This window comes from Streptomyces sp. NPDC020362, assembly GCF_040642095.1.
In the GTDB taxonomy this organism is placed as follows: Bacteria; Actinomycetota; Actinomycetes; order Streptomycetales; family Streptomycetaceae; genus Streptomyces.
On sequence record NZ_JBFAET010000004.1, the window covers coordinates 151,009 to 167,513 of the forward strand.

General features: G+C 70.4%; 13 protein-coding genes. 10 read left to right on the top strand and 3 right to left on the bottom strand.

The features are described from left to right. Positions 1-133: 133 nt before the first annotated feature. The 6 genes from AB0H32_RS03500 to fxsT all read left to right on the top strand — a co-directional run bounded on the left by AB0H32_RS03500 (position 134) and on the right by fxsT (position 9,650). Positions 134-1,573: a gamma-aminobutyraldehyde dehydrogenase gene (locus AB0H32_RS03500; RefSeq protein WP_361113513.1), complete on the top strand. Its 1,440-nt coding sequence runs from the start codon at positions 134-136 to the stop codon at positions 1,571-1,573. Between the two features lie 177 nt (positions 1,574-1,750). Next, positions 1,751-2,944 carry an extracellular solute-binding protein gene (locus tag AB0H32_RS03505; protein ID WP_361113516.1) on the top strand — a complete coding sequence of 398 codons (1,194 nt, stop codon included), beginning with the start codon at positions 1,751-1,753 and terminating at the stop codon, positions 2,942-2,944. Between the two features lie 12 nt (positions 2,945-2,956). Beyond that, on the top strand, positions 2,957-3,184 hold the full coding sequence (locus tag AB0H32_RS03510; RefSeq protein ID WP_361113519.1) for a hypothetical protein: 228 nt from the start codon (positions 2,957-2,959) through the stop codon (positions 3,182-3,184). A 467-nt stretch (positions 3,185-3,651) separates the two neighbouring features. Beyond that, positions 3,652-3,960, top strand: coding sequence for a trypco2 family protein (locus AB0H32_RS03515; protein WP_361113521.1), 309 nt, complete (start codon positions 3,652-3,654; stop codon positions 3,958-3,960). A gap of 142 nt (positions 3,961-4,102) precedes the next feature. Next, positions 4,103-5,551 (top strand): hypothetical protein, encoded by a 1,449-nt coding sequence (locus AB0H32_RS03520; protein ID WP_361113524.1) that lies wholly within the window; start codon positions 4,103-4,105, stop codon positions 5,549-5,551. Positions 5,552-5,744: 193 nt separating this feature from the next. After that, positions 5,745-9,650, top strand: coding sequence for an FxSxx-COOH system tetratricopeptide repeat protein (gene fxsT / locus AB0H32_RS03525; protein WP_361113527.1), 3,906 nt, complete (start codon positions 5,745-5,747; stop codon positions 9,648-9,650). A gap of 52 nt (positions 9,651-9,702) precedes the next feature. On the opposite strand, the gene AB0H32_RS03530 is transcribed toward fxsT, so the two are convergent. From AB0H32_RS03530 to AB0H32_RS03540, 3 genes are all read right to left on the bottom strand, one after another. Beyond that, positions 9,703-11,568 (bottom strand): HEXXH motif domain-containing protein, encoded by a 1,866-nt coding sequence (locus tag AB0H32_RS03530; protein ID WP_361113530.1) that lies wholly within the window; start codon positions 11,566-11,568, stop codon positions 9,703-9,705. Positions 11,569-11,606: 38 nt separating this feature from the next. Continuing rightward, positions 11,607-11,804 (bottom strand): hypothetical protein, encoded by a 198-nt coding sequence (locus AB0H32_RS03535; RefSeq protein ID WP_361113533.1) that lies wholly within the window; start codon positions 11,802-11,804, stop codon positions 11,607-11,609. A gap of 101 nt (positions 11,805-11,905) precedes the next feature. Further along, positions 11,906-12,958 carry a trypsin-like peptidase domain-containing protein gene (locus tag AB0H32_RS03540; RefSeq protein ID WP_361113536.1) on the bottom strand — a complete coding sequence of 351 codons (1,053 nt, stop codon included), beginning with the start codon at positions 12,956-12,958 and terminating at the stop codon, positions 11,906-11,908. A gap of 317 nt (positions 12,959-13,275) precedes the next feature. On the opposite strand from AB0H32_RS03540, the gene AB0H32_RS03545 reads away from it, so the two are divergent. The 4 genes from AB0H32_RS03545 to AB0H32_RS03560 form a co-directional block, all read left to right on the top strand. Then, positions 13,276-14,340: an alpha/beta hydrolase gene (locus AB0H32_RS03545; RefSeq protein ID WP_361113539.1), complete on the top strand. Its 1,065-nt coding sequence runs from the start codon at positions 13,276-13,278 to the stop codon at positions 14,338-14,340. Between the two features lie 102 nt (positions 14,341-14,442). After that, positions 14,443-15,405 (top strand): hypothetical protein, encoded by a 963-nt coding sequence (locus AB0H32_RS03550; RefSeq protein ID WP_361113542.1) that lies wholly within the window; start codon positions 14,443-14,445, stop codon positions 15,403-15,405. 28 nt (positions 15,406-15,433) lie between these two features. Continuing rightward, a complete protein-coding gene (locus AB0H32_RS03555) occupies positions 15,434-16,093 on the top strand; it encodes a hypothetical protein (protein WP_361113544.1) in 660 nt (219 codons plus the stop codon). Beyond that, positions 16,077-16,505: inositol monophosphatase family protein (locus tag AB0H32_RS03560; RefSeq protein ID WP_361113547.1), on the top strand; the 429-nt coding region annotated here is incomplete at its 3' end. The genes AB0H32_RS03555 and AB0H32_RS03560, both read left to right, overlap by 17 nt.

Sequence of the window (16,505 nt, forward strand, 5' to 3'; positions counted from 1 at the left end):
ATTCGTTGTCTTAGGGTCTGAGACTTGCGGATTTCGCAGAAGTGGCGGCGGTGGGGGTGTTGAAAACGTGGATGCGGCGACTAGGGTAGGTGTCTCAGTGATTGGACAGTTCGAACAGACCAGGAGGCCGGCAGTGAGCACCGAGCTGCGTCGTCTGCGCAACTACATCGACGGTGAGTTCCGGGACGCCGCCGACGGACGGACCACCGAGGTGGTCAACCCCGCGACGGGCGAGGCGTACGCCACCGCTCCGCTGTCCGGGCAGGCGGACGTGGACGCCGCGATGGCGGCCGCCGCCACGGCCTTCCCGGCCTGGCGCGACACGACCCCCGCCGAGCGGCAGAAGGCCCTCCTGAAGATCGCGGACGCGTTCGAGGAGCGCGCCGAGGAACTGATCGCGGCAGAGGTGGAGAACACGGGCAAGCCGACCGGGCTGACCCGCTCCGAGGAGATCCCGCCGATGGTCGACCAGATCCGCTTCTTCGCGGGTGCGGCCCGGCTGCTGGAGGGACGCAGCGCCGGCGAGTACATGGACGGGATGACCTCGATCATCCGCCGTGAGCCGGTCGGGGTCTGCGCCCAGGTCGCCCCCTGGAACTACCCGATGATGATGGCCGTGTGGAAGTTCGCCCCGGCGATCGCGGCGGGCAACACGGTCGTCCTCAAGCCCTCGGACACGACCCCCGCCTCCACCGTCCTGATCGCCGACATCATCGGCTCGATCCTGCCCAAGGGCGTCTTCAACGTCATCTGCGGCGACCGCGACACAGGCCGCGCGATGGTCGAGCACGACACCCCGGCGATGGCCTCCATCACCGGCTCCGTACGCGCCGGCATGTCCGTCGCCGAGTCCGCCTCCAAGGACCTCAAGCGGGTCCACCTGGAGCTGGGCGGCAAGGCCCCGGTCGTCGTCTTCGAGGACACCGACATCGCCAAGGCCGTCGAGGACATCTCCGTGGCGGGCTTCTTCAACGCAGGCCAGGACTGCACGGCCGCGACCCGGGTCCTCGTCCAGGAGTCCATCCACGACGAGTTCGTCTCCGCGCTGGCCAAGGCCGCCGCCGAGACCAGGACCGGGCAGCCGGACGACGAGGACGTGCTCTTCGGCCCGCTCAACAACCCGAACCAGCTCAAGCAGGTCTCCGGCTTCATCGACCGCCTGCCGGCCCACGCCAAGGTCGAGGCCGGCGGCCACCAGGTCGGCGACAAGGGCTACTTCTACGCCCCGACCGTCGTCTCCGGCCTCAAGCAGGACGACGAGATCGTCCAGAACGAGGTCTTCGGCCCGGTCATCACCGTCCAGTCCTTCTCGGACGAGGACCAGGCCGTCGAGTGGGCCAACGGCGTCGAGTACGCCCTCGCCTCCTCGGTGTGGACCAAGGACCACGGTCGAGCGATGCGCATGTCCAAGAAGCTCGACTTCGGCTGCGTGTGGATCAACACCCACATCCCGCTGGTCGCCGAGATGCCCCACGGCGGCTTCAAGAAGTCCGGCTACGGCAAGGACCTGTCGGCGTACGGGTTCGAGGACTACACGCGGATCAAGCACGTGATGACGTCGCTGGACGCGTAAGCGCTCCGCTTCGGCGCCGTTTTCGGCTGCGGGCGCGGCCCCGGACGGGTTCACCTCCCCGTCCGGGGCCGCGTTTCTTTGCCCCGCCGGGCTGATCGACAAGGTGTCGGGTCCCACCCGGCGGGCTCGACGCAGCGTCGATTGTCCGTGCGGGGGGCATGGAGGCATCCTGCCCTGGTGCCCCAGACATCCTCGCTTCCGCGTCCCGTCTCCCGCCGTTCCCTGCTGCGCGCCCTCGGCGGCACCGCCGCGCTCGGCGCGCTGGCCGGCTGCGGGGTGCCCGCCGCCTACGTCAAGCCCGGTGACCGTGCCGTACCCGACGAGTCCTCCGCCGACCGGAAGCTGACCTGGGCGAACTGGCCGCTGTACATCGACACCGATGACAAGAACCCGAACAAGCGGCCCACCCTCGACGCCTTCGAGAAGCGCACCGGGATCTCCGTCGACTACAGCGAGGAGATCAACGACAACGACGAGTTCTTCGGCAAGATCAGCCCTGCGCTGATGAACCACCAGTCGACCGGCCGCGACCTGATCGTCAACAGCGACTGGATGTGCGCGCGGTTCGTGCGGCTCGGCTGGGTGCAGCGGATGGACCGGGCCCGCCAGCCGAACGTGGCGAAATACCTGGACCCGCTGCTCCGCTCGCCCGGCTTCGACCCGGGCCGCCTGTTCACGATGCCGTGGCAGTCGGGCATCACCGGGATCGCCTACAACCGCCGCAAGCTGGGCCGCGAGATACGCCATGTCCATGACCTGTGGGCGGGCGACCTCAAGGGCCGCGTGACCCTGCTCTCCGGCCTGGACGAGGCCTTCGCGCTGCTGATGCAGGGCAACGGCGTCGACATCACGAAGTGGACGGCGGACGACTTCCACAAGGTCTGCGACCAGGTGGAACGCGAGGTCGAGCGCGGCCAGATCCGCCGCTTCACCGGCAACGACTACACCAAGGACCTGGTCAGCGGCGACGTCCTCGCCTGCCAGGCCTACTCCGGGGACGTCATCCAGCTCCAGGCGGACAACCCCGACATCCGCTTCCTCGTCCCCGACGAGGGCGCAGAGCTGTGGTCGGACTCCCTGATGATCCCCAACCGGGCCCGCCACAAGTCCAACGCCGAGCGCCTGATCGACTACTACTACGACCCCGAGGTCGCCGCGAAGCTCGCCGCCTGGGTCAACTACGTGTGCCCGGTTCCCGCGGCCAAGGAGGTCCTCGCCGCCTCCAAGGACAAGGACACGGCAGCCCTGGCCGACAACCCGCTGATCTTCCCCGACAGCACGATGCGCAGGCGGCTCGCGATCGCACGGGACATCACGTCGACGGAGCGGGTGGAGTTCGCGAAGCGCTGGAACAAGATCGTGGGGTTGTAGGGAGGGTCCGCCATGACCGACGTTCTCCCGTTCTACGCGGAAGTGCGCGTGCTCCGCGCCTCCGGCATGCCGGGTCAGGAGGGGAGGCTCGGAGGGATCCTCGGCATCAAGGAGCCGCCCGACGATACGACTGCGCCCGCCTATGGCGTGCTGCTCGACGGGGCCGAGGAGCTGTACACGTTCCTCGACGGCGAGATCGAGCCCACCGGGCGCATGCGGAAACGGGAGGAGTACTACTGACGGCGGCCGAGCCGGTGCGGGGCGGGATCCACGCGCCGGTCAGCAGGGCAGGTCCAGGGTGACGGCGGTTCCGTGGCCGGTGTTCCCGGCGTGCGCGGTGCCGCCGTGGGCGGTGGCCACCGCGTGCACGAAGGCGAGCCCCGGGCCACCGACCCAACCCTGCGCCCGGACAAGCACATCAAGCCAGGAGCCAAGGGCCCGTACTCCCACCCCTTCCGCCACGCCCCCGGGCCGCAGCCGCACCTTCCTCAGCGCCCTCTCCCCGCACCGGACCGGGGACCACCGGCGGTCACTGACGTTGTGTCATCGGACCGGCCGGATACGGACAGCCGTGACCGTGACGGCAACGTCGGTGGCACAGTCGGCAATTGGCCGGTGATCGTGCGGAGGAACGTGCGCAGAGTGGCCCGGCGCACCCCCGAACCTCGGTACCATCTCAACCCTGTGATGCAGCCGGGGGAGGACTGTTGATCGAACTAGCCGCCATGGTGCGTGAGTTGAAGGAACAGCTCAACGACGCCATGGCCGAGACGGGAACCGGTCCGCTCCGCTTCGAGCTCGGCTCGGTGGAGATCGAGGCGACCGTCGCGGTCGACCGCACCGGCGGTGCCGGCGGCAAGGTGAAGTTCTGGGTCGTCGAGGCCAACGGCGATGCGTCCCTCACCGACTCCCGGACCCATCGCATCACCATCACCCTCCAGCCCACCCTGGTGGCGCCCGACGGCACCCGTCACCGCTTTCTGATCGCGGGCGACGAGGCGGACGGGGAGCGTTGAGGATTACGCCTTGTTCGTGCCGATGACGCAGCGGGAAGGCTAGACGTACGCTGTCCGAACCGGACTGCGGACGAACTCGATGACGGCCGGAGGGGGTCACGAGGTGGAGGGGCGCAGCGCCGCACGCGTTCGCAACGAGCTCATGGCCGAGATGTCCGGTGTGCTCGCCACGACGGAGACAGTGCGGCGGCAGGCCGGTGCGGACATGCTGGTGCAGGACCTGTCCGCGGAACTCCGCCTGTCCGTGGACCCGCCCCAGGACCAGCCGCTCACCCTGTGGTCGCGGCGGGTGGTCAAGGCGTGTGCGGAGACCGACGAGGGACTGCAGACCCTGGCCCGCTGCCTGGGCTACGCGGAACAGGCCTCGGTCGGCGTGCTCGCACTGTGGCGTCTGGTGGACGAGTGGGAGGCCGCGGCCTTCTTCAAGGACACGGATCTGCACCCCCTGCGGCCCGTCCTCCGCGAGATCCGTTCCACCTCGCTCCTCACCACCCTCGCCCGCCGGGCCAGCCACTCACGCACCCAGGAACTGGAGGAGTGGTGCGACACGGGCTGGGCGGTCTTCCTGCACCTGGCCGGGAACAACACGGCGGCGGACGAACTGCCCCCGTCCATGGCGTTCCTCTCCCTCGTCTCCGAGTACCTGGTGAAGGAGGGCCGCACCGAGGAGGCGGAGCACCTGCGCCGCTGGAACCGCAAGCAGGCCCAGCTCCGGGGACTCGCCGAGGAGATGGCCGTCTGGCAACAGGGTGAGTTCGTCTCTCCCGGCGAGGCCTCGTTACACCCGGCGTACCTGCTGATCCAGTTCGAACCGGACGGCGTGGACCCGGACCACTTCTGGGTGGCCCACTGGCGGCAGTCCGACTCCGACGGCTGGCACCCCATCCCCGGCGAGACGCTCAAGCTGCACCGGGACGAACTTCAGGCCGCCGTGGACCGCCTCATCGAGCAGGCCGAGGAACGCTGGTGGGACCTGCGCCAGCCCGTCGTGATCGAGTTCATCCTCCCCTGGGCACTCCTGGGAGAGCCCGTGGAGTGGTGGCACAAGGAGAGCGACGCGGACGTGCCCACCCCCTTGGTCATGGACTACACCGTCGTCGTACGAAGCTTCGAACGCCTGCGCAAGGGAGCCTGGCACCGGCCGTGGAACAACCGCTGGCGGCAGTTCAAGGACAGGCCTGCGGACAGCCGCTCGCACTGGAGCGAGCCGAACCAGCCCGCCTTCCATCTCGAACGGGAACTCAAGGACGACCAGCAGATCGTCTGCCTCGTGCTGAGCGAGCCGCCGGGCACCGAATCGCCCGCCGCACGCCGGGAGTTCGTCGCGGCCATGCGGGCCGGGATCCCGGCCGTCCTGTGGGACAGGGGTGACCTCGGCCCTGCCTTCCGGGAGGCGGCCGCGGACATAGTCCAGGAACGTGGCCTGGCCGGAGTCCTGGAACGCACCCGCCGATGGCGCAGCGAGGCGCTGGCACTGGGACCGGACGAGTGGCACGGCCATGTGGGACGCCATCTGGCCCTGCTGCTGGACGATCCGGAACGCATGCCCGGCCCCACCGGCTCGGGCAGTGAGCCCCATGGTGACAGGTGAGATGTTGACCGCGGACGGGGGACAGAAGGGAGGGCCTCTGTGATGTCAAGCGCGCCGAGCGGAGAGCACGGGCACCCGCCCGTACTGTGGGTAGGCTGGCCCTCCCACGGGGTGCTCACAGCCGGAACCAGGGCTGGTGCCGAAGGCCTCCCGTCCTCGTTTCCGCGACCCCAGCGATGCCTTGAGAGTGACCATGGCCAGTGACAACGCTCGGCGTGACCGGTCAGGGTCAGGAGCCGACCTGACGCACCTGTGGAGCGACTGGCGTTTCGAGGGCGAGGCATTACCCCGGGAAGCCGTCCTCGTCATCGACTCCCACGTCACCATGCGCGTGTGGGACGAGGCGATCGACAGCCTCTCCCGAGCCCTGGCCCGGAATTTCACTGCGGTGCACCACGTGGCACTGCTCGGTACGGACGAGATGTTCCCTGCCTCCGTCCGCACCGAGCCCGAGCCGGCGACCCCGACGGGCGGAACGCGCCGCGTCATCCTCGTGGTCACGGACGGCCTGGCGGCCGGCTGGCATCTCGGTGCGGTGCAACCCCTCTTGAGGTGCTGGGGCCGGTTCCAGCCGGTCGCCGTACTCAACCCGCTCCCGCCGCACCTCTGGTTCCGTACCGGCCTCGACGTGCTGCACGTGCGGGTCGGGGCCCACGGCCCCTGGGCCGCCAACGCCGACTGGGACTGGCACGAACGAGAGGTCCCTGCCGCGCCGGGGGAGGAGCAGGGCGACTCGGCACAGCCGGTCCCGGACACGGACGACGAAGTCCCCCCGGTCGCCGTACCCGTCCTCTCCCTCACGCACCACGGCGCGCGTGCCCTGTCCGACATGCTGGACGGGGCGGAGCCGCACGGGCTGGACCTGCCGGCGACCCTGGCCAGCGCCTGGAAAGGACGGCCGGACGCGGCCCGGAACTTTCCGTGGGCGACCGAGTCCGACGATTCCGACAGCCCTCTGTCCGCCGCCGACCGTGTTTTCGATTTCCGTGCGGCTGCGTCCCCCACGGCCTTCCGGCTGGGGACCCGCCTGGCCGCGGCGCCGCTGAGTCTGCCGATCGTCCGCAGGCTGATCCGGTCGACTCCCGGCGCCGGGCCGGTGCACGCCTCCGAGTTCTTCATGAGCGGCCTGGTCCAGCCGACCGGCGTCCACCTCGACGCCCCCGGGGCGATGGTCTACGACTTCCTCCCCGACGCCCGCGAGCAACTGCTCGCACTGGGCCGCCGCAGCGCCACCCTCCGCACGCTGCGCGACGTCCGCGAGGTGCTGGCCTCGGACCCCTCGACCGCGTCCCTGCTGCCACCCCCCACCGAATCGCTGGGCAAGACGGCACAGCCGCGCGTGACCCACAAGAGCGCGCCGTTTCTGCGCATCGAGCTGATCGCGCTGGACGCATTGTCCGGGTCACACCTTCAGCGCGCCCGATTGTTGAAGAATGCGTTGAAATGGCACGATCAGCGGTATGCCGTCTCGCTTGCCAAGGTCCCGCCTGCCGAAGCCGCCATAGCCCCGTCCACCGCTTCAGGAGCCACCGAAGGAGCCCCGCCGATGTCCACCACGCCCCAGCGCACTGTGGAGGGAGAGCGCACCGTACAGCCACGCGTCTGGGGGAACCTGCCGCCGCGCAACCAGAACTTCACGGGCCGCAATGAGCTCCTCGAACTGCTCGAACAGCGGCTGCGCGAGGGCACGACGACGGTACTGCCCGAGGCGATCCACGGCATGGGCGGCGTCGGCAAGACACAGCTGGCGATCGAGTACGCCTACCGGCACCAGTCGGAGTACGACATCGTGTGGTGGATCCCCTCGGAGCGACCGGGCCAGGTCGGTCAGTCGCTGGTGGAGCTGGCCAAACGGCTGGGGCTGGTGACCACGTCCGAGGCCAACATCGCCGGCCCGGCCGTCCGGGAGGCGCTGCGCGAGGGACGCCCCTACTCCAGGTGGCTGCTCATTTTCGACAACGCCGACAGCCCCGAACAGGTGCGCCCGTACTTCCCGACCGGCGGCACGGGCACGATTCTGGTCACGTCCCGCAACCGCCGCTGGGGGCTGGTCGGCGGCTCCCTCGAAGTGGACGTGTTCACCCGCGAGGAGAGCAAGCAGCTGCTGCGCGGATCGGGCCCCGAACTCGCCGACGAGGAGGCCGAGGCGCTGGCCGAGGCGCTCGGCGACCTGCCGCTGGCCCTGGTGCAGGCGGCAGCCTGGCGGGCGGAGACCGGTATGCCCGCCTCCGAGTACCTGCGCCTCTTCGAGAGCAAGCAGAACGAACTCCTCGAAACGGCCCCGCCCCCGGACTACCAACTGCCGGTGGCCGCGGCGTGGAACGTCTCCCTCGACCATCTCGAAACGCGGAGCCCCGCCGCCCTGCGGCTCTTGCAGCTGTGCTCATACTTCGCCCCCGACCCGATCTCCAGGCAAATCCTCTCCGGCCCGGGATACAACGCCACGTTCCCCGAGCTGGATGCGGCTCTGAACGATCCGATGAAGCTCGCGCGCGCGATACGGGAGATCAACCGGTACTCCCTCGCCCGTATCGACCATCGCACGAACTCCATTGAGATGCACCGGTTGGTCCAGCACGTCCTGATCAACCGAATGAGCCCGGAGGAGCAGAACCGCATGCGCGAAGGCGCCCACGCCCTGATGGCGTCCGCCGATCCGCGGACCCCCACCGACCCGGAGAGCTGGCCTCGGTACGCGGAGCTGTACACGCACGTCATCGCCTCTGGCGCCGTCAACTCCGACCAGCCCTGGGTACGCCAGCTGGTGATGAACATCGCCAAGTACCTGTACTACTGGGGAGACCACGACGTCTCCCTGGACTTCTCGGAGACCGCCTGGAACGCCTGGGTGGAGGTCTTCGGCGAGGAAGACGTGCAGACGCTCGTCATGGGCCGCTGGCTGGTCTTCGTCTACTTGATGGTCGGCCGGTACAGCGATGCCTCCACCTTGGTGGAGCACATCAGGGGTGTCCACGAGCGTGTCTCCTCGCCGGACAACGAGGAGGCCCTGAACGCATTCCAGATGGAAGCCGCCGTACGCCGCTTCCAAGGCCGCTTCCTCGACGGTGCCGAGCTGGACAGGGTTGTCTACGAGAGGGCGCACCGGGCCTTCGGTGACGACGACCCGGCCAGCCTCAACATGGCCCACAACCTCGGCGTCAGTCTTCGCCTCACCGGGGCCTTCCGGGAGGCCCTGGAACTCGACAGAAAGACCTGGAACCTGAAGCTGCGTCTGTTCGGACGCGATGACCAGCGCAGTCTCATCACGGAGAACTCGATCGCCATCGACGTCCGTGAGGCCGGGGACTACGTCGGTGCGCTCCGGCTCCAGGAAGCCGCGTTGGAGGCCTTCCGGGACGTCTTCGGGAACGACAATCCGGCCACCATCAGCACCGAGCGTGAGCTGGGCATCGCGTGCCGGAAGGCGGGCCTTCACCCCCGCGCGCTGGAACTGGCCATTCAGTCGCACGAAGCCTTCACCCGACGCTACGGGGACACCCACCCCCAGTCCCTGGCCACCGCTCTGCCCCTCGCCACCGCACTGCGCCAGAACGGCGACCTGGAGGCGGCACGGGCGCGCGGGTCCCAGGCCTGCGCCGGTTATCGCAAGGTATTCCACTCACTGCACCCGTACGCCCTGTCCGCCGACGTCGGTCTCGCGGTGTCCGAACGGCTTCTCGGCAAGCCGGAGGAGGCCCGCCGTCTGGACGACGCGGCGCTCGTCGCGCTGTCCGACAGCCTCGGAGCCGACCACCCCTTCACCCTGGTGGCCGCGGTGAACCTGGCCAGTGACATGGCTGCGCTCGGGGAGCACGAGGAGGCGAAGTCCAAGGGGCGCGACACCTTGGCCCGGTGCCAGCAGACCTTCGGCCCCGACCACCCGACCACCTTGGCCTGCGCCGGGAACCTGTCGTTGGACCTGATGTCCCTGGGGCTGGAGAGCGAGGCCGCGGCGCTGCGACTCGACACCGAGGAGCGCATGCGCCGTGTACTGGACACCCAGCGTGTCGGCGAGCAGGAGCCCACGCCCCACCCGGCGACGGTGGCCTTCCTGAACAGCACACGCCTGAACTGCGACATCGACCCCATGCCGCTGTGAAGCCAAGGACCCGGAGGCCGAAGGGGCTGCGCGGTGAAGTCCGGGCAGCCCCTCAGCCGAACGGCCCCGGCCGGCTCGTGGCGAGGCCCAGCCATGCGGCCAGGGTCACCGGATCCGGCCGCTGCCCGTGCTCCTCGTGGAGAGTCTCCCGAACGGCGCGGGCCCATTCGGGTGACCGCATCAGAAAGCGGCACGCGGTCCGGTGCTCGGGACTGTCGGCCAGGGCCCGGCCCAGCGCCGCCCACGAGCCCACCTCGGGATACCCGTACAGCAGCTGATCCGCTAACTCCCGTCGGGCAGCGGTCCGCTCCCCACGGGCAAGGAGGATGTCGACCGGACCGGCGCCTTGCACCCGGTCGCCGACGGCTGCGGGATCCTGCCAGGAGCCGTCCGGGTCGGTGAGGCGGTGCCTGGCCAGGACCGCCGTCGTGTCGAGGAAGCAGGCATCGCCGTCCGGTACCAACGACGACGCGGCGTGGGCCAACGGTGGACACGCCTCTCCTCGCCTCCACGCACGTACCGCCTCGTCCACCAGGTCCGGCGACGGCCGCAGATGGTGCTCGCGCCACCGTGCGCGGTGACTGGCCGCCGCTTCACGGGCCAGCCGCAACTCCGCGTCGGGGACGTCGTCGCCGAGCCATCCGGCACAGCTCTGCACCAAAGACTCCAGGAGCCGGTGCCCCAAGGGCGTCAGCCGCTCATGGCCCCGGACGCTGCCCAGCGTCGACCACACCGCCTGTCTCCACAGGGCGAACTCGAAGTGCGCCAACGGCGCCTGCGCCGCGTCGGCGGCACGGCGGTTGACGCGCCAGAACCGGGCCACCCCCAAGAAGGCGTAGATCCCCTGTAAAACCCCCTCCAGAGGCCTTGGGTCGTCCCGCCATGGCGCATGGAACAGCTCCGGCTGCTCGTGCGACTTGCCGACCCGTCGCACCAGGGGCGACAGGTGCGTGAGCGCTCCGAGTTTGACGTGCTGGAACTCATGCACCAGCGTCGCGGCCAGCTCGGAACTCTCCTCGGGCAGCGAGGCGTTGATTCCTCCGAAGGCCTCCGCGGACGAGCTGCTGTACGGCCGAAACCTTTCCCCTCTTGGCATGGGCGTAATGGACAGCAGGCCTTGCCGCATCGCGTCCGTATGGGCCGGCGCGTCGCGCAGCAGTACGGTCCACGCCTCGGCAAGTGAGGACTGCCAGGATCGCGCCTCGGCCTCCGGGAGGACGCGTGGCGTGGTGGGCCCCGAGAAGGTGCGATAGGGGTCATGCTCCTCAAGGGCCACGGAGCCGGCGGCGCCCAGCCCCAGCGTCATGCGGCGCGTGGGCCGCCAGTCCGGCGCCTGCTGCTCCCAGTCGGGGCCCACGACGACCTCGCCGCCGCCACAGGTGATCCGCACGCTCCACCGGTCTCCGGCGACCCGCGCGGTCGTCCAGTGCTCCTGTGCCGGAAGGGCCGCGCATCCCAGTCCCGGCAGGGACACTGCCCCTTTGCACGCCGGAACCCTCAGGGAGAATTCGATGCGGGCGCCCGCGCCCCCGGCCGCGGCCAGGGAGGCCAGGTGCCCCAGCGTCACCCAGAGCGGGATGTCACTGTGCAGCGTGCCCCGCAGGCGTCGGAGAGCGGAGGACACCCATGTTCCGGTCCCCGGAGCCATCAGGACTTCCTCGACCACCCCCGGTGCCTCGACCTGCGCACGCTCAAGGGACTCCCAGGCATCGCGGAGGGACACCGGGAAGTCCCCGGAACCGGAGGCGACACGGATGCTTCGGTCGTAGAGAGCCCGCAGAAGCAGCAGTCGGCGACTGCGCTCGGCGCCGAGCAGCTCGTCGATGACAGCACCGTCGCCGTCCCCCCGGAGGAGTCCGTGGAGGCCGACGGCCGAGAGACTGTGAAACGCGGATCGATCGTCAGGTGTGCTGCTCACCGAGCGCACCGGCATTCTCCCCGCACCAGGTTGCTGCCCTACTTCTCAGTGACTCCGTGCGGCGTATTGACGCCGGCCACCGTGAGGGCATGGGGATCGTCGACATCCTCCAGCAACCGCTCGAGGGACTCGCACAAGGCGGGGCCGTCCAGAGAGCGCAGCGCCTGAAGCGTCACTCCTGAGAGGTCCATGAGTCCGGAATCAAAGGCCGGCGTCGCCCGCTCCACGGCTGCCAAGTCCCCTCCCCTGCATGATCGTTCACGCCGTCGTTTCTTTCTAATGATGGCCCAGGCGGAGGTGGCCCGAAACCCTGCGTACCGGCCAGTTGCCATCCAAGTCAGCTGTGCCGCACCGCGAGTTCGGCCGCTGCGCGGTCGACTGTGCGCAGTTCCTCCGAGTCCTCCTCCCAGTCCCGGAGCGCTTCCATGAACCTGTCAAGGGTGCCGGGATAGCGCAGGCAGGTGCGCAGTACCCCGTACACCTCGTACCGCAGCCGGTCGTCGCGGGGGCGATGGGCGGCCACCCGGGGGTCGACGCCTTCCAGGACCGTGTCGAGGCCGTTCGGTCGGCGCAGGGCCGGCAAGGCCGTCAGCGCATCGACCAGGTCCTTGAGTTCACGCATGGACAGGGTGTGCGGCAGCGAAGCGAGGCTCGGGGAGCGCGGTGACGGCACGGCCGTGCCGTCGGGGGAGCAGGCGGAACCGACCGGTACGGGTTGCGCGGGCAGGCCCGCACAGGACCGGAGCAGTTCCAGCTCGCCCGGGACGAGCACGTCGTACCAGCGTTGCACCCGCACCGCCGCGAGCCGGCCGAGGCCGTCGGAGCGGTGGTGGGCGCTGATCAGGCCGATGATCGCGCCGCCGGACCAGAGGGCGGCGCCGGACATGCCCTCCCAGGGCGAGTGCTCCGGTCCGGCCTCGTCGGCCGGGGCCGCAACGGCCACCTCCAGGGTTCCCTCCCGCCGGTTGGAGAGGACGGCCACCGTGCCCTCGATGTGGCAGGAGTCGCGGTACCGGCTGAGCACGCCCTGCGCGACCGGACCGGGGCCGGCGTCCTCGCGCAGTTTGAAGCGGGGGAAGCCGACAGCGGTGACAGGCAGGGTGACGTCCGTCTCCGGGAGCACCGCGTAACGGGGTGTGTGGTGGACGGGCGGGGCCGCGGAGGGGCGGTCGGCCATCTCCAGCAGGGCGAGGTCGGCGCGGGCGGAGCGAAGGACCACACGGGCGCCGCTGGTCCACTCGCCGGGCCGGTCGGCCTCGAAACGGACGCGAAGCGTGGTCAGGGGTGGCTCCACCACGTGTGCGGCGGTCAGGACGAACCGCTCGCCGACGCGGTAGCCGGAGCCCCGGCGCGGGGTGCCCTCGGGGCCACTCACGATCACCTCTGCCACGCGGGTTATCTCCAACCCCGCAGTCCCCCGCTGCTGTTCACTCACACGAGGCATCTACCCCACGGGGTGGCCGGGTAAATGCCGCCACCTTTCCGCAGCCTGCCACCGCCCCTCACCGCGCCGGGATTCTTCTCGCCCCGAACCGCCGATGTGCACAGGCGCCCCGTGCCCAGGCTCTCGGCGACCACGCGTCCCGTGCCCCGGCCCACGTGCCCTGCCGCCCATGTTCCCCGCGCCCACCGAGGCCAGTGCGCCGACGGCGAGCAGTCGTCAGGTCGTCAGGGTCGGCCAGGTCGGCAGGTGGTTGACTGCGCCGTATGGATCTCGCGCGGACAGAATGGGATGCGCCCCCCTTCGACCCCGAACTGGGCGCGGCGCTGGCGGACTTGGGGGACGCGGCGAGGGAGCCGTTCACCCCGGAGGACCTTGCGGCCCGGCAGGAGCGGGATGCTGCCGCCCGGCCCAGGCCGACGGTCCGGGATCTTGCGGACGGCGGCCGTTTCGAGGTGACCGAGCTGCGCGTGCCGGGACCACCGGGCGCTCCGGACGTCACGCTCGTGAGCGCACGGCCCGCCCGGATCGCCGGGCCGCTGCCGCTGCTCTACTACATGCACGGCGGCGGGATGATCACGGGCAACGCGTGGTCCGTCCTTCCGCGGCTGCTGCGGGAATGGGCGCTCCCGCTGGAGCTGGCCGTCGTCTCGGTCGAGTACCGGCTGGCACCGCAGGCGCGCCACCCCGGACCGGTGGAGGACTGCTACGCCGGATTCGTCTGGGCGGCCGGGCACGCGGCCGCGCTGGGGATCGACGCGGACCGGATCGTCGTCGGGGGCAAGAGCGCCGGCGGTGGACTCGCCGCGGCCCTCGCCCTGCTCACCCGTGACCGGGGCGGGCCCACCCCGATCGGACAACTGCTCCTGTGCCCGATGCTCGACGACCGCAACAACACCGTCTCCGGACACCAGATGGCCGGACTCGACACCTGGGACCGGACCTCCAACGCGACCGGGTGGCAGGCGCTGCTGGGCGACCGGTGCGGCGCCGCGGACCTGTCGCCGTACGCGGCTCCGGCCCGTGCCACGGATCTGTCCGGGCTGCCCCCGGCCTACGTCGAGGTCGGGTCGGCCGAGACGCTCAGGGACGAGGGCGTGACCTACGCCCAGGCGGTCTGGCAGGCCGGTGGCCAGGCGGAACTGCACGTGTGGCCGGGGGCGTTCCACGGCTTCGACACCTTCGCGCCACAAGCGGCTCTCAGCCGGGACGCCCGGGACGCCCGTGCCCGCTGGCTGAGGCGCATCCTCACGCGGTCCGGCACGTCCCGTCCCTCCGGCACGTCCCGTCCCTCCGGGCCGGGCGCGTCGGCGCAAGCTCCTGGCGTCTGACGCCGAGGCCCATGGCGCCCGGTCCGCCGAAGGCCGATTGCACCATGGCTGACGGAGCGTCCTTCCTCCTACGATGGAAGCCACCGTCGGGGGAGGGTGGACGTGACGCGCAGGACACCGCAGGGGGCCGGGCACCGGCTGGAGGACACGATCGCCTGGGCGGTCAGGAACGCGGACGGCGTCGTCGCCATCGTGGTCGCCCTGGTCGTGGGCATCATGGACGTCCTCAACCAGAACATGGACCCCAACATCGTCTCCGGGGCCACCCTGCTGGTCCTCGCCGCGCTGGTCTTCGGCTCGCTGACCGAGCGCAGACGCAGGGTCACCGACATCCACCGGGCGACCGAGGGGACCAGCCGGGCCATCGAGGACCTCGCGATGGTGCGGACCCTGGCCGGGGCGGAGGTAGCAGTGGCGCACGAACGGGCCCGGCGCAACACCACCCGCTGGGTGTTCAGGGGCGGCACCGGCACCTATCTGCGCGCCGTCACCCTGCCGGAGTGCGTCCTGGAGGCGCAACGGCAGCGCCGTTCGCTCAGCATGAAGATCGACATCGTCAACCCGGCCGATGACCAGGTGTGCGCCGCCTACGCGCGTTTCCGGCGCACCTTCGGCCAGGACCACGGGGGCGACTTCGCCGAGTGGACCACCGAGCGCACCCGCAAGGAGTCGTACGCCACCGTGGTCGCCGCCGTCTGGCACCGCCAGCGCCTGGACACCCTGGAGATCGACGTCCATCTGTCCTCGGTGGCACCGGCGTTGCGCTTCGACCTCTCCGACACCTGCCTGATCATCACCCAGGACGATCCGCGCCGGGTCAGCCTGTACGTGGAGCGGGACCGGCCGCTGTACGACTACTACGTCACCGAGCTGCACCTGAACAGGGAGCAGGCGGTCAAGCTCGACCTGCGGGAGGCCGTCCCGCTGAGCGACGAGCCGACCGTCGACGAGGTGCGGCGTCTGCTCGACCGGCTCGGCCTGCCCCTGGCGCCGAGCTTCACCGACCGTGACGTCGGCGACATCATCGACAAGGCGCTGCGCGCGGAGAACCCCTACCGCAGGTGAGCGCCGTGTTCCGGCCAAGGGGGACACGATGGACTACCCGGCCCTGGCACGGGCCGCCCGGCGGCAAGCCACCGCCGAGCTGATGCGGCACGCCGCATCCGAACTGGACCGGATCGTCTCGGGCCGCCACGCCCTGCGCGCGGTACGCCATCCTCTGGGGTTCGCCTGCCTGCCGATCCTGCGCGACGGCGACGACGGGGTCTGCGTCCACGTCTTCGGTGCCTTCGAGGCCGAGCCCACCGATCCGGTGCCCCAAGTGCACTGCCACAGCTGGGACTTGACCAGCACCGTTCTGTACGGACGACTGGGAAACCGGCTGATGGACGTCGGCGACGGCACGACCGGGGACGCCACCCACCGTGTGTTCGAGGTGCTCAGCGACCCCTCCGGCGTCGACCGGATCCGGCCCACCGAGCGGCTCGTGCGCTGCCTGCCCGGCGCGGAACAGACCAGCTCCCGAGGTCAGCTCTACGCCCTTCCGGCGGGTGAATTCCACACCACCAGAGTGCCGGACGGGCGCCCCACCGCCACCCTGGTACTGGGCCGGACCCTGCCCGGCCGGGTGGACCTGTCCCTGGGCCCCTTGTCGGCCCCGGGCCACCGCATGGTCCGCCGGACCTGCGACGCGACCGAGACCGCCCGGATCGCTCGGGCCGCCCTCAGGAGGATCCATGAGCCCGAACGCTGACCCCCCGGCCCATCAGCCCGGCTTCGCCTCCGAGCACCGTACGGCGGTCGCCGCCGCCGAGGAGGCCGGGACGTTCCTGCGGTCCCGCTTCCCCGACGGCTTCGCCGCCCGCCCCAAGGGCCGGCTCGGCGACGTCGTCACCGACCTGGACGTCATGGCCGAAGAGCTCGTGGTCGGCCGTATCCGCCACCGTTTCCCGCACGACCGGATCCTCGCCGAGGAGTCCGGTGCGCTCGACGGCGACGGTGACGGCGGCCGCACCTGGCTGGTCGACCCGCTCGACGGCAGCAACAACGTGGTCATCGGCCTGCCCGTCTACGTCGTCGGCATCGCCCTGTGCGTGGACGACGCCCCGGTGGTGGGCGTCGTCCACGACCCGATGACCGGCCGCACCTGGTCCGCCCTAGATCGG

Bases quoted from the DNA above. Each gene is read 5' to 3' on its own strand.
- fxsT (WP_361113527.1), top strand. From the start codon at position 5,745: ATGGCCAGTGACAACGCTCGGCGTGACCGGTCAGGGTCAGGAGCCGAC.
- AB0H32_RS03510 (WP_361113519.1), top strand. From the start codon at position 2,957: ATGACCGACGTTCTCCCGTTCTACGCGGAAGTGCGCGTGCTCCGCGCC.
- AB0H32_RS03545 (WP_361113539.1), top strand. From the start codon at position 13,276: ATGGATCTCGCGCGGACAGAATGGGATGCGCCCCCCTTCGACCCCGAA.
- AB0H32_RS03520 (WP_361113524.1), top strand. From the start codon at position 4,103: ATGGCCGAGATGTCCGGTGTGCTCGCCACGACGGAGACAGTGCGGCGG.
- AB0H32_RS03555 (WP_361113544.1), top strand. From the start codon at position 15,434: ATGGACTACCCGGCCCTGGCACGGGCCGCCCGGCGGCAAGCCACCGCC.